This is a genomic window from Primorskyibacter sedentarius (assembly GCF_004342065.1).
Lineage (GTDB): Bacteria > Pseudomonadota > Alphaproteobacteria > Rhodobacterales > Rhodobacteraceae > Primorskyibacter > Primorskyibacter sedentarius.
In genome coordinates this window covers 1-12954 of the sequence record NZ_SLZU01000005.1, presented here as the reverse complement: position 1 = coordinate 12954, position 12954 = coordinate 1, and the positions used below count along the sequence as shown (strand labels likewise).

Below are 12954 nucleotides of genomic sequence, written 5' to 3'. Positions count from 1 at the left end.
GCAGACGTATGTCTGTCGCAGTCGTCGCGTCAGCGCAAGTGGTTCAGCCCCTGCGCAGAAGCCTGCGCGGAAGTAGCCGCCACGTGTAGCGCGGGCGAACCAGAACAGCGCGTCTCGCGCCGGATCAGCCCGGCGGGATGTCCTGTACGAATTTCGGGACGTGATAGCCGCGTTGCACGGCAGGGCGCGCGCCGATTGCCTGATACCACCTGCGCACATCCGGGAAATCGGTCAGATCAACCGCGTGGAACTCGTGACGGGACACCCATGGCCACATCGCCATATCGGCAATCGTGTAGCTGCCCGCATCCTCGCCTGCCACGTAGTCGCGCCCTTCCAGCCGCGTATTGAGCACGCGGTAGAGCCGCTGCGCCTCTTTGGCATAGCGCTCCTCGGCGTAAGGCGCCTTGCCGGGGTTGTATTTCACGAAGTGATGCGCTTGCCCCAGCATCGGACCCAAACCGCCCATTTGCCACATCAGCCATTCGACCATGCGCCAATATTCGTCCCCCGTGACAAGGAACCGGTCATGTTTCTGCGCGAGGTAGAGCATGATGGCCCCGCTTTCCATCAGCTGCAGACCGTTTTCGCGGTCCACAATGGCGGGAATACGGTTATTGGGCGCGATCTTCAGGAAGTCGGGCGCAAATTGTTCATCCTTGGAAATGTCGACCGAATGCGCAGTGTAGGGCACGCCCAGCTCTTCCAGCAGGATAGAGACTTTGCGCCCGTTCGGTGTGGTCCAGGAATACAGATCGATCATGTCGCGCCCCTCGCTAGGTCCATAAGCTGGCGACATGATAGACGGGCCGCGCCCGCTGGGAAAGCTCTATTTATCTAATGATAACTTATTTTGACTGAACAGCATGTACATATCCAGCGCCTGCCGGATCACCCCGGCCCTTGCATTGGCATCTGCCCGCCCGGTTACCTGCATGCGCAACCCGTAATTCAGCAGCCCACCATGCAGCAGCCACGGCGCCTCCAACTCTGCGGCAGACACCTGAAAGCCCTGATTAACGCCCAGCTCTGCGCGGCGTTCGCGGACCAGGGGCTTCAGGATCTGTTCCTGCACCACTTCCTTGTACCAGCCGTATACCTCGGCATCACGCAACGACGCGAAATGCCAAAGCCGCAGCCAGACGGGTTGAAAGATCGCATCCGTGTAGGCCTCGTAGAAGGTTTGGAACCGTTCCTGCACGGGCAAACTGCGATCAGCAAGCGTCTCGTCCCATGCCGGATCCCAGCTTTTCAGAAAGACCCGGGCATAGACCGCCTCGATCAAGCTCTCTTTGTTCGGAAAATATCGATACAGCAAAGGCTGTGTGATCCCCGCGCCGCGCGCCACGTCGCGGGTGCTGCCGTCAAACCCCGTCTCTGCGAACAGGGTCACGGCTGCGTCGACGATCTCGTCCCGCCGCGCTTCTGGCGACAGGCGGCGTCTGGGCGCTGCCTCCTTCTCGGGGGTTTTTCTTTGTTTCTGTATGGACACGTGGACTCCGCAGGAAACGATGCACTCTATTTCCTAACAGAGCGTATTCCGGGCTTGCAGTCCAGTTATTTATCGTGTGATAATTTTATTGAACAGATAGGGAGGGCCGGTTATGCGCCTTTGGGGACGAAAAACATCCGTCAACGTGCAGAAAGTTCTTTGGGCGCTTGAAGAACTGGGCCTTGACTACGAACGGCTGGATGCTGGCGGGGCCTTTGGCGGGCTGGACGATCCGGCCTATCTGGCGATGAACCCCATGCGCAAGGTCCCGACTTTGGTCGACGGAGACCTTGTGATCTGGGAATCCAATGCCGTTGTCCGCTATCTTGCCCGCACCTATGGCGACACGTTGGCGGGGCGCGATGCGACCGAATCCGGACGTGCCGACATGTGGATGGAGTGGTTTCAGAACAACCCCTATTCCCAATTCATCGCCCTGTTCTACCAAATGGTCCGCCTGCCTCAGGACCAGCGGAACGCCAACACGCGCGATCACGCCATCAAGGTGGTCAGCGAACAGTTCGCAATCCTCGACAAGCACCTGTCCGGTCGCCCCTTCGTCGCCGGGGACCAGTTCACGATGGGTGACATCCCCGTCGGCTCGGCGCTTTATCGATACTACACGATGGAGTTTGATCGCCCCGACCTGCCCGCACTTGCCGCCTATTACGACCGGCTGAGCCAGCGGAAAGCTTACCGGGAGACTGTCATGACGTCTTATGACAGCCTCCGCCCGCAAGCGGCTTAACCCATTACAAGGTCAAGCGTTTTCAGTACGGCGCATGTGAAGTCTTCGGCGCGATCCACGTTGATCACGTGTTTCGCACCGGGGACCACGCTGAAGTCCGATCCCGGGCACGCATCGGACATGGCGCGCATTGTTTCCGGCGTCGCGCCACCATCCTTTTCGCCTGCAACGAAATGCACGGGCACTTTCATTAGCCCAAGGTGGCGCAGGTAATCCAGCCCCATCAGGGCATTGGCACATCCGCGATACCCTTCTTCGGTGGTCTTGAGGAAACCGGCATGCAATGCGGCTTCACGCTCTGGGTGATCGCGGCGGGTCTCTTCCGAGAGCCAGAAGGGAATCGTACCCTGCCAGATCGCCTCGACTCCGCCTTCCTCCATCTTTGCGAGACGGTCGTGCCAGCTTTGCACGAAAGGCGGCGGTGCATCAGCGCGGGCGGCACAGCAGACCAACCGCTCGATCCGGTCGGGCGCGGCCAGACCCATCCCGAGCGCGGTCATGCCGCCCAGGGACAGCCCCATGACGCTGGCTTTGTGAACGCCGTGCGCATCAAGCACGCCAAACGCATCAGCTACGATATCGTCGAAACTATACGGCGAGGGCGGCGTCGGGCTGTTCCCATGGCCGCGCGTGTCGCATCGGATCACGCGGTAATACCGCTCCAGCAGCGGCACTTGTGCATCCCACATGGCCTGCGTGGCACCAAGACTGTTGAGCAGCAGCAGAGCGGGGGCGTTTTCCGGTCCGCTGATGGTAGAATGAAGGGTCGTAGGTGTCATGCGAGTTCCAGTCTTCTGAGTTTGCGTTGGGTGAGGGATTGATGCGTTTGCAGGACACTATCCGCAAAGAGCACCATTGAACGGCGGGCGCGGGCGGCATCCGCCCATGCGTGATCAACGAAAGCCAGCGTCCCGAACCCGTCCAGCGCATCATGCAGCGCGCCCAGTTGCGCCATGACCTGGGGGGCCGTGCCGTAAAGCACGCAGGCATCCAGCCGCGCCTCCAGTGTGGCATCGTCGGCACGGGGCAAATGCGCGGCGAAATAGGCCCGGCATGGGCTGTCTGGCGCCTTCACCATCGCCTCGGCACGGGCCGGGTCGTCATCCACAACCACCGTTCGCGCGATACGCCAGTCAGAGCGGCGCGCGCAGCGTGCGCCATGGGTGCATCCCGTGACATGCGCCGCCCAATGCTGTGCCAGCGCGTCAGTGTTCTGCCAGCAGACTGACAGCGGCATATGGCCTTGCATGGAGTGTTCGCGCAGTGCAGCGGGGTGGTCTGCCGGGGCGGCCAGAGGGCCGGGCTTGCGCCCACATCGCTTGCGCGGCACCCCGTCGACCGAGGCCAGCCGAGGCCCGGTGTCCGCCGGACGATCCGGAAGGATGCGCAGCAAAGGATTTTCGGTCGGGTCATCTGCGGAAACGGGTGCAGAGAGTTCACTGTAGAACTCGGAGAACCCCAGCGCCTCTGCCAGCGCGGCGCGATCGCTTGCGGGGCGTCTGTCCGGTCTGTTGCGCGTGGCAAAATCGGGCGCAATGGACAGGTATCCAAGTTTCATGACGGGCCTCCTCCACAGGGCGGAGGCTTTGTCTTGACCTCCTGTCCCAGAAGGCTACGTGCAGCAGGCCCGACATTAGAAATAATATATGCGGGCAGCATCTATCAAGAAATCTGATAGATGCCGCGACGCTCGTCAGTGCAGGTCGTATTCAACCGGCCAGACATGGCCACCGGCCTTCGCAGCATTGATGAAATCCTGCATGACCTTGGTTCCGGGCATCCCGCGCGCGTCTGCATCAGCCGCGGCCGTGCGGGGCAGTTCAGCAAGGCTTTGCGCCCATTCTGCGCGGACGGCGTCGGGCAGTTCGGTGATGATCGCCCCGTTTTCCTTCAGCGCGGCAAGACCCGCGGCCTGGCTGTCATCCATCGCCTTGCCGTTGCTCTTCTCCCACTCCATGCCGACCTCAGTGATGATCTGGCGCAAATCTTCGGGCAGGCTTGCGAGTTTCTTCTGGTTGGCGGTCAGCACCACCACCGGCATCGCACCATAACCGATCAGCGTGTAGTAAGGCGCGGGCTCGTAATACTTGAAGCCGTTGTAACCCGCGGGCGTCATCAGCCAGCCGTCATAGACGCCGGTCTTCAGCGCCATGTAGCCCTCGGGCAGGCTCGATTGCACAGGCACTGCCCCGGCATATTCCAGCCACGGCAGGTTCGGACCCGCGCCACCGATCTTAATGCCTTTCAGATCGGACACCTGTTTCCATTCCTCCTTGGTCCCAAGATGGTAATTGTCCCAGGCGCCCAGACCCAGCATCGTCTGTCCGAACTCCTTTTCAAACACGTCTGACAGCCACGGGTTCTGGTCATAGACCACCCGCACGGCCGAAATCGCGTCAGAGGATGCCTGCGGGCCGAAGGGCTGAAAGTAGGGAAAGTTGTGCAGGTACAGGTTCGATGGCTCAAAACAGACGCAGTACCCGCCGAAATCCAGCAACCCGGATTGAACGGCCTCGAGCGTTTCAGAGACACCGGCAATGCCCCCGCCATATGATTCGATGAAATTCACCCTGTGATCGGTTTCTTCGCCGGCGCGGCGCTTAACCTCGGCGACGAAGTAGTCCGACATCGTGGTGACATAAGGGGCCGGCCCTTTGGGATGGCCGGAACCGATGCGAAACGTGAATCGATCTGCCTGCGCTGCCGAGGCCAGCACCGAAAATGCAATCGCCGCGCCAATGAAAGTGCCTGTCAGTCTGGTAGTTACGGTCATGTATATGATCCTCCCTTAATGGAAACGTGCCGCGAAATGGCGCCGGGGTCACGCGTTAATACGCCCCGACAGACTCGCGTCTGATGGATAGTGATACATTAATTTATCGTTCGATAAACAAAAATCTTGTGCAATGGGTCCGGCCACCCTACGCTGGCATGCAATCCAGCACTGAGGAGGAGTGATGAGACAACAACTGGCAATCGCCCGATGGGCGCATGTTCTTTCAGCAGGGTGGGTTTTCCTGCTTGCGCTGCTGATCATCGCCGACGTGCTGGGGCGCACATTGTTCCTGCACCCGATCGCGGGGACGAAAGAGATCCTGCAAAATTCCGTGATCGCGGTGACATTCCTGCAGTTGCCGCTGGCGGTCTATTCGGGTTCGATGCTGCGCACCACGTTGCTGCTCGACAATCTCGGACCCCGCGCCGCGCTGGTCCTGCGCGTTTTTGCCTGGCTCATGGGGGCGTGTCTCTTCGCAGCTATCGCCTATGCCTCACTGCCTTCGGCGCTGACGGCCGTACGGCTTGGCGAGTATGAGGGCGAAGGCGCGATGCGGATCTACACCTGGCCGGTGCGCTTTGCCTTGGTCGGCACCAGCGCCTTCGCCGCGCTGGCCTATATCTCTGTCCTGATCTCGGATCTGCGGGGGCAGAATATCGGCGCCGCTGTCACCCGCCCTACCCCGCAACCTGTACCGGAGCAGACCTGACATGACCCTCACGATCTTTGGTATTCTCGGCCTGCTCATGCTGTTCATCTTCCTTGGCGTGCACCTTGCGGTGGCGCTGGGGACAGTCAGCTTTGTCGGCGTCTACTGGATGATGGGCAGCTTTGATATCGGCCTGTCGATCCTGTCCACCACCGCCTACGAGGCATTGCGCAAGGATGTGTTCATCATCATCCCGCTCTTCGTGCTGATGGGCGATTTCGTCAGCCGATCAGGCTCTGCCAATGACCTTTACGCGCTGTGCAACCGCGCATTCCGGCGTCTGCCGGGGTGTCTTGGCGTGGCCACCGTCGCGGGCAACGCGATCTTCGCGGCAATCACCGGTGTGTCCATCGCAGCCGCGGCCACGTTCTCCCGTATTGCCTATCCCGAAATGGTGGCGCTTGGCTATTCCAAGCGTTTCTCGCTGGGCACCGTCGCAGGCAGCGCGTGTCTTGGGATGCTGATCCCCCCCTCGATACTGATGATTGTCTGGGCGGTTCTGACCGAGCAATCCATCGGCGCATTGTTCATCGCAGGCCTCGTCCCCGGCCTGATCCTGGCCGTGGCCTTCTGCGGCTGGTGCGTGATCTATGCCATCCGCAATCCCGGCTGTGCACCCATGCAGAGCGGCCCCTCAGACATCAGCCCCGAAGAGCTGCGCCGTCAATCCGTCGGCGGCCTCGCCATCCTTGGCCTGATCGGCATCGTGATTGGTGGCATCTGGGGTGGCTTCCTGACCCCGACAGAGGCTGCAGGCTTCGGGACCATCGGCGCATTCCTGTTGGGCCTCGCCAAGGGCATGAGCCGCGAAGAGGTCTTGGAGGCGATCTATTCCGCCGGTCGCACCACTGCGCCGATCATGATCCTGCTCATCGCGGCCTCGATGTATTCGCGTTTCCTCGCCATGGGCGGTGCTACGCAGGTAATCACTGACCTGCTCTTCTCGGTCAGCGAAAACCCCGCGGTGGTGCTGGGGATCATCTTCAGTGTCTGGATCCTGCTCGGCATGTTCATCGATTCCACGTCGATCATCCTGCTGACCGTACCGATCTTTGCGCCCGTCGCCGACACGCTGGGTGTCGATCCGCTGGCCTTCGCCATCTTTGGCATACTGGTGATCGAGGCCGGGTTGCTGACGCCACCTTTCGGTATTCTCGTCTTTACCGTGAAGGCCGCGGTACCGGACCCGTATGTCACGCTGGGCGACATCTTCTGCGGCGCGGTGCCGTTCTGGGTCCTTATCCTGGGGGTCGCGATCATGGTGCTTGTCTTCCCCGGCCTCAGCACCTGGCTGCCCTACAACCTGATGTAGACCGCAAAACCAAAGCGGGACCGGCCAAGCCCGGCCCCGTCGAGCCTCCCCCGGTCGTCTTTCTGATGGATTGACACCGGGGGTTTTCGTTTGGGCGCAGTTTCGGCGAGCAAAGGTAGCGATGGGTGCGTGACACGCCAACCGGCGGGGTTACGTCCCCCGGCTCAGCGGTGGGATTTCCAGCGAGGAGTTCAGCTCCTCCTGCAGAACGTTGACAAAGGCCTGCGCAGCAAGGCTCAGCGGTTGTTTGCGGGCGTGGATCAACATGTAATTCACGCTTAGCGGCGGATCGGCCAGTGGCACCACCTTCCGCCGGTCCCCGTCCAGATCGGGCAAACAGAGGATGCCGGGCAGGATCGAAAGCCAGTCAGAATTGGCGACGAGATCCAGCGTGCCATGCATCGTGTCCAACTCCAGCTTATCGGCCAGCTTGATCCCGTTCACCGACAGGTAGGTCTCGATCCGTTGGCGCCGGGCGTTTGTCGGCCCCGGCACCACCAGCTTCAGATGATCGATCTCGCGCAGTCGGATGCCGCCGTCGTGCACCGGCAGGACGCGGTCGCGCGCATAGACAAGGCATTCCTGATCCTCCCCCATTGCGCGCGACTCCAGCCCCTCGTTCAGATCAAAGCTCGCCGGAACCACGGCAAATTCCAGACGCCCCTCTGCCACCTCATCCGCCAGCGCGCCGGAGTACGCCTCGGAGATCGACACCCGCACCTCTGGATATTCCGTGCCCATCCTCAGCAGCACTGCCGTCAAAACCGAGCGGGTGAATGTCGGCATCAACCCAATATGCAAATGGCCAACCACGGCGCCCGACAATGTCTTCAGACGGTCCTCGGCCTGACGCGCCGAGGATAGCACCTTCACGGCCTCAAGGTAGAACGCCCTCCCGGCTTCTGTTGGCGTGACACCTGAAGAAGACCGCGTAAACAGCAGAACGTCATAGCGTTTTTCAATCTGGCTGACATGCATGGACAGACCGGACTGAGTCGCATTCACCTTCTCGGCGGCCGCTGAGAACGACCCCATCTCATACACCGCCGCGAAATAACGCAACTGCTGCAACTTCATCAGGCCATCCTTTTTCCTGCTACCCAGTATCCAATCTTATAACTATCTGTGAAGGCGAGGCATCCGGTAATTTTCACCGACCCAATATCTGAAGGAACCGCCATGCACCTGCCCATGTCCCCCCTGCCTCGCCTGATGGTCGCGCCAAACGGCGCCCGGCGCGGCAAGGCCGATCATCCCGCCCTGCCCATCACAGACAGTGAAATGGTCGAGACCGCCATCGCCTGCCACGCCGCGGGCGCCGACGGCATCCACCTGCATATCCGCGATGCGAATGGCGCCCATCTGTTGGACGCGGGGCGGTACGCTGCGCTGGTGGAACGTTTGAAGGATGTGGTGCCGGACATGTACCTGCAAGTCACTTCGGAAGCGGCGGGTCGCTACCTGGCCGCCGAACAGCAGGCGATGCTGAAAGCGTTGAAGCCGCGGCATGTGTCCATCGGCTTGCGAGAGATGGTGCGCCAGCCCGGCGACTGGCCGAAGGCGCGAGATTTCTACATTTGGGCATCGGAAGAGGGCGTGCAGATCCAGCACATCCTCTATTCCCCGGCAGAGGCAAAGGCCTTTGCCGTAGCATGCCGCAACCGCTTAATTCCCGGCGACAGTCACCTGCTGCTCTTCGTGCAAGGAAGTTATGCCAATGGGGCCGCTGATTCCGTTCCGCTCGAAGATTACCTGTCGCCGTTAAGCGAGGCCGGGATCGAACACGACTGGATGGCCTGCGCCTTCGGCCCCGAGGAAACCCAAAGCCTGATCCGCGCGGCGGAACTGGGCGGCAAGGCGCGCGTGGGGTTCGAAAACTCGCTGTGGCATGCCGATGGCACTCTGGCACGCGACAATGCCGACCGTGTCGCCGCCTTGGCCGCAGCCCTACCCGTGCTGACACCAGCCTGAAGACAACGAAAAACCGGCCCGAGGGGGGGAGCTCTCGGGCCGGGTGCTTCCGGGTTCGTACGGGCAGGACTGGGAGTGCTCCCTGCCAGATTCAGACCGGAAGAGTCTACCTGATCAGATGCCGCAACACCTCGTGGAACGTGTCAACCTGGCTGGGCTCCAGCCCGGCGAAGGCCTCATCCGCATGGGCCTCTGCCACGCGCCAGCAACGGGTGGCCTGCGCGTGTCCGGCCTCGGTCAGGGCGTAGCAATCCCCATCCTGCGCCACCAATCCGCGATCCTCTAGGTTGACCAGCGCGGCATGAGCCTCGGTCTCGGGCGTATGCAGATGGGTGACAAGCTGTTCCGTAGTCAGCCCGGCCAGATCGTTGAGAACCAGCAGGATGCGCGCCTCGATCACGCTGAGCCCCAGCGCCTCCATCTTCGGCTGGTAGCGCGCCTGATAGGCCCGCACCGCTTGCAGCATCAGAAAGAAACCGTGATTTCCAATGCGCCCGGTCCCTGTATCCTCTGACACTGCCGGATCGGAATTGGCGAATGCGTCCGGGTGGTTATAAACCATCCCGTAAGAGCCTTGATGAAAGATCAGCGGCGCGCGCCCGAAATCGTCGAAGCCAACCACCCGACCAACAAAGATCCAGTGATCACCGCCGTCCAGCTTTGCATAGCTTTCACACTGAAAGCGTCCGGCGCAGTCGGGAAAGAGCGGCGCCCCTCCCAGACCTTCTTCGTAGTTGAGACCGGCAAACTTATCCGGCTGCTGCCGCGCAAAATGGTTCGACATATCCATCTGATCTGCGGCCAAGATGTTCACCGCGAAATGCGTGGCGCTTTCAAAGATGGCGCAGCTGCGCGCCTCTTTCATGCTGCTCCACAAGATCAGCGGCGGGTCCATCGACAGCGAATTGAAACTGCTCGCCGTGACACCCACGGTAGAGCCATCCGTCGCACGGGCCGTGATGATCGTCACCCCGGTGGCAAAGTTGCCAAGCGCACGGCGAAAGGCTTTGGGGTCGATGGCCGGTCTGGTCATCATGGTCATGTCTCGTCCTCCCTTGACTGGGGGCGGATGGCCCCCTCGCACCGTCATGCGGCGGCGTTTATGGGTTCGGCTTTGGTGGCTTCCTGCAACAATGGAAGCACCTTTTCTCCCATCAAGATCATGGACTTGCGGCCCAGCTCGTAATCCGTCCAATCGTGGCCTGCATAAACCAGATGCTTGAACGGCCCGGTCTCTTCGCGCAGCTCCAGGATTTGGTCGGCGACGGAGTCGGCATCGCCATGGATCACCAGCCGGTCGAGGACGTAATCCAGCGTGACCTCGTCATCAGGCATGTTCTGGTCTTCCTTGAAGAGGTTCAGCCTGTTGCCGGCCCGCATCTTCGTCAGAAGCTGAGAGTAATACAGCACGTATGGGGAGCCCGGATCGCGCGCATAGGCCCGTGCGGTTTCCATATCGTCCGCAACACAGATATTCTTGGCCACGCGCCAATCGGCATAGTCGGGGATGATGCCTGCCTTCTGGCACCCTTCGACATATTTCGGCCAGTGGGTCGCTGCCCATTTGGGCAGCAGGAAATTGCCCGAGATCGGCTGCCAGCCCCGCTCTGCCATGGCGGAAACACCCTTGGAGAATGGCGCGACGGCGGTGCCCACGATGGGCGGATGCGGATCCTGGTAAGGCTTCATGATGTCGCCCTGCCCGATGTCGCGCATCATCGTGCGCTCGGTCGAGATTTCCCAGAATTCACCCTTCAGATTATAAGGCGCCTCACCGGCCCAGATATCCAGCACCATGTTGATGCTCTCGACGAACATCGCGTTGCGGTCCTTGTCGATGGAGCCAAAAACCTCTGCATCCGACATCAGCCCGCCAGGAGAGATGCCGAAGTTCAGCCGCCCTTCCAGCATATGGTCCAGCATCGCGACCTCGGCAGCGATCCGTGCGGGGTGCGAGTTGGGCATGTTCACCGTGCCTGTACCAAGGCGGATGTTCTTCGTCTCGTAGGCAAGACTGGCAAGGAAAGCCACGCAAGAGGTGATGATTTCGGCCTGATCGGTGGTGTGCTCGCCGCAATAGGCTTCGGCGTAGCCCAGCTTGTCGGCCAGAAGGAATGCCTCGCGGTCTTCCGACAGGCTCTGGGCATAGGGCTTGCCGACCGGGTGAATGGGCATTGTGAAAAACGACAGTTTCATATGGGCTCCTCCTTGGCTTCACGGATCAATGTGACGCAGCGAGGCCAGTGGAAAAACTGAAACTTTCTGATGTTCTCTATCCGATTTTCGGATAGCTTGGGCCTTCAGCCCGGTTGTCCGATGCTGTCAGGCCGACACCCGAGGTCGCAGCGCAATCGGTCGGGTGCCAAACTGCTTTCGGAACGCCCGTGTAAAACCTTCGGGCGAGCCATAGCCGTAACGCCGCGCCACCGCCTCTACCCTATGCCCCTTTTCCATATCCTGCCGCGCCAATGTCAGCCGCCATTTGCGCAGATAGGCAACGGGCGGCTCGCCTACGGCTGACAGGAACATCTCGGCAAACCGGCTGCGTGACAACCCGGCGACTTCGGCCAGATCCTCATTGCGCCAGTCATGTCCGGGCCGATCATGAATGGCGACGATCGCACGGGACAGCCGCGGGTCCGACAGACCAGCCAGAATTCCCGGTCGGGTCGATCCAGCCTCGATCTGGCCCCGCAGGATGCGCACCACCAGCACCTCGCCCAGACGGTTCACGACCGAGGCCGCACCGCAGCGCTTTGCTGTCATCTCTGCTTGGATCAACTGTGCCAGCGCCATTGTTTCGGCATCAAGGCTCAGATCCACCTCCACCATGTCTGGCAGCGCCGAGACCAACGGGTTCGCTATGCCACCCCAGTCTACAGCTGCGGCAACCAATATGCGGTCCGCCGCAAGGTCAAACCCCGTCCCGCGTGGACGGAACAGCGCGCGACATGGCGCACCATCGTCATCCGCGACCACTGCTAAGGTCGCGTTCCCCAAAGACGTGGGCCGCACCGACAGTGTAAAACGGGCAATCAGAGTGCTGAGGCGGTCATGGCGCGGCATATCGGCGTTCTGGTCAGGTTATTGGGATTCTTCTTGCCACAACATCTGAAATATAGGCCCGTGACGCAACATCAAAGTGAGAACCCTATGCTGATCCCTCGCAAAAAGACACCTGACCTGTCGGTACCCACGCTAGATCATGGCGCCTTCGACCTTTCCTCCGAACAATCTGAAAGAGGGACTGTCATCTGCTTTTATCGCGGGTATCACTGCCCGATCTGCGCCAATTACCTTGGCGAGTTGCAAAAGCGTGTTGACGATTTCGCCAAGCGCGGTGTGAACACCATCGCAATCAGTTCTGACGGCGAGGAACGCACCCGCATGATGGCCGACAAGATCGGCGCGACAACCCTGCGCTTCGGCTATGATCTGTCGCTCGCCAAGGCACGCGAATGGGGACTCTATATCTCCACGTCGAAGGGCAAGACATCGATCGGGGTTGAGGAACCAGCACTGTTCTCTGAACCTGGCCTGTTCATGGTGACCCCGGAACAGACGCTTTACTACGGCTCCACACAGACCATGCCGTTCGTGCGCCCGCATTTCTCGGAACTGCTCGGCGCCGTCGATTTCGCCATCGAAAAAGACTACCCCGCACGCGGCGAATACACCGGCGCGGTCTAAGCGACGAACGTGTCGCGCCCGACGTTTTCCGATTCGTCAACAAGGCCCATTGCTTTCGCCATTCGGCGAGAGTGAACTGACTGGAGCCAGTCAAAAGCCCACCTTTTCGGCTTCTTTCAGTTCCGGCACCTCGCGAGCCTCATCGAGGCTCGCGAGTTCAACGTAACCGCCCGATTTGGACCACCTGCCGCATTCGCTTAGTAGATCTTATACGACGTCGTTACTGACGTGGATAACGACGTCGTATGCGGCGAGG

Annotated in this window: 14 protein-coding genes; 5 read left to right on the top strand and 9 right to left on the bottom strand. The window is 60.7% G+C overall.

Annotated elements, in window-relative coordinates; genetic code table 11:
- Positions 1-124: 124 nt before the first annotated feature.
- A complete protein-coding gene (locus EDD52_RS09310) occupies positions 125-763 on the bottom strand; it encodes a glutathione S-transferase family protein (protein ID WP_132244176.1) in 639 nt (212 codons plus the stop codon).
- Positions 764-829: 66 nt separating this feature from the next.
- Positions 830-1492 carry a TetR/AcrR family transcriptional regulator gene (locus EDD52_RS09305; RefSeq protein ID WP_165907493.1) on the bottom strand — a complete coding sequence of 221 codons (663 nt, stop codon included), beginning with the start codon at positions 1490-1492 and terminating at the stop codon, positions 830-832.
- A gap of 112 nt (positions 1493-1604) precedes the next feature.
- On the opposite strand from EDD52_RS09305, the gene EDD52_RS09300 reads away from it, so the two are divergent.
- Positions 1605-2240 carry a glutathione S-transferase family protein gene (locus tag EDD52_RS09300; RefSeq protein WP_132244172.1) on the top strand — a complete coding sequence of 212 codons (636 nt, stop codon included), beginning with the start codon at positions 1605-1607 and terminating at the stop codon, positions 2238-2240.
- On the opposite strand, the gene EDD52_RS09295 is transcribed toward EDD52_RS09300, so the two are convergent.
- From EDD52_RS09295 to EDD52_RS09285, 3 genes are all read right to left on the bottom strand, one after another.
- The gene (locus EDD52_RS09295; protein ID WP_132244170.1) at positions 2237-3019 is read right to left on the bottom strand and encodes an alpha/beta fold hydrolase; all 783 of its coding nucleotides are present in this window, start codon (positions 3017-3019) and stop codon (positions 2237-2239) included. The two genes, EDD52_RS09300 and EDD52_RS09295, sit on opposite strands and share 4 nt — an antisense overlap.
- Positions 3016-3798, bottom strand: coding sequence for a hypothetical protein (locus tag EDD52_RS09290; protein ID WP_132244169.1), 783 nt, complete (start codon positions 3796-3798; stop codon positions 3016-3018). Before EDD52_RS09290 ends, EDD52_RS09295 begins: the two co-directional genes overlap by 4 nt.
- Before the next feature lie 135 nt (positions 3799-3933).
- The gene (locus EDD52_RS09285) at positions 3934-5013 is read right to left on the bottom strand and encodes a C4-dicarboxylate TRAP transporter substrate-binding protein (protein ID WP_132244167.1); all 1080 of its coding nucleotides are present in this window, start codon (positions 5011-5013) and stop codon (positions 3934-3936) included.
- A 184-nt stretch (positions 5014-5197) separates the two neighbouring features.
- Here EDD52_RS09285 and EDD52_RS09280 point away from each other — a divergent pair, with 184 nt between their 5' ends.
- Complete coding sequence (locus EDD52_RS09280; RefSeq protein ID WP_132244165.1) at positions 5198-5725, top strand: TRAP transporter small permease; 528 nt, start codon at positions 5198-5200, stop codon at positions 5723-5725.
- Position 5726: 1 nt separating this feature from the next.
- On the top strand, positions 5727-7037 hold the full coding sequence (locus tag EDD52_RS09275) for a TRAP transporter large permease (protein WP_132244163.1): 1311 nt from the start codon (positions 5727-5729) through the stop codon (positions 7035-7037).
- A gap of 150 nt (positions 7038-7187) precedes the next feature.
- Here the strand turns inward: EDD52_RS09275 and EDD52_RS09270 are convergent, their stop codons facing one another.
- Positions 7188-8114 (bottom strand): LysR family transcriptional regulator, encoded by a 927-nt coding sequence (locus EDD52_RS09270; RefSeq protein WP_132244161.1) that lies wholly within the window; start codon positions 8112-8114, stop codon positions 7188-7190.
- A gap of 102 nt (positions 8115-8216) precedes the next feature.
- Between EDD52_RS09270 and EDD52_RS09265 the strand changes: the two genes are divergently transcribed.
- On the top strand, positions 8217-9008 hold the full coding sequence (locus EDD52_RS09265) for a beta-keto acid cleavage family enzyme (RefSeq protein WP_243651885.1): 792 nt from the start codon (positions 8217-8219) through the stop codon (positions 9006-9008).
- Between the two features lie 106 nt (positions 9009-9114).
- Here EDD52_RS09265 and EDD52_RS09260 read toward each other — a convergent pair whose 3' ends face one another.
- From EDD52_RS09260 to EDD52_RS09250, 3 genes are all read right to left on the bottom strand, one after another.
- A complete protein-coding gene (locus tag EDD52_RS09260; protein ID WP_207906002.1) occupies positions 9115-10050 on the bottom strand; it encodes a p-hydroxyphenylacetate 3-hydroxylase reductase component in 936 nt (311 codons plus the stop codon).
- 44 nt (positions 10051-10094) lie between these two features.
- Complete coding sequence (locus tag EDD52_RS09255; protein WP_132244159.1) at positions 10095-11204, bottom strand: LLM class flavin-dependent oxidoreductase; 1110 nt, start codon at positions 11202-11204, stop codon at positions 10095-10097.
- 126 nt (positions 11205-11330) lie between these two features.
- Complete coding sequence (locus tag EDD52_RS09250; RefSeq protein ID WP_132244157.1) at positions 11331-12074, bottom strand: AraC family transcriptional regulator; 744 nt, start codon at positions 12072-12074, stop codon at positions 11331-11333.
- Between the two features lie 87 nt (positions 12075-12161).
- Between EDD52_RS09250 and EDD52_RS09245 the strand changes: the two genes are divergently transcribed.
- Positions 12162-12698, top strand: coding sequence for a peroxiredoxin-like family protein (locus tag EDD52_RS09245; protein WP_132244155.1), 537 nt, complete (start codon positions 12162-12164; stop codon positions 12696-12698).
- The last annotated feature ends 256 nt before the right edge of the window (positions 12699-12954 follow it).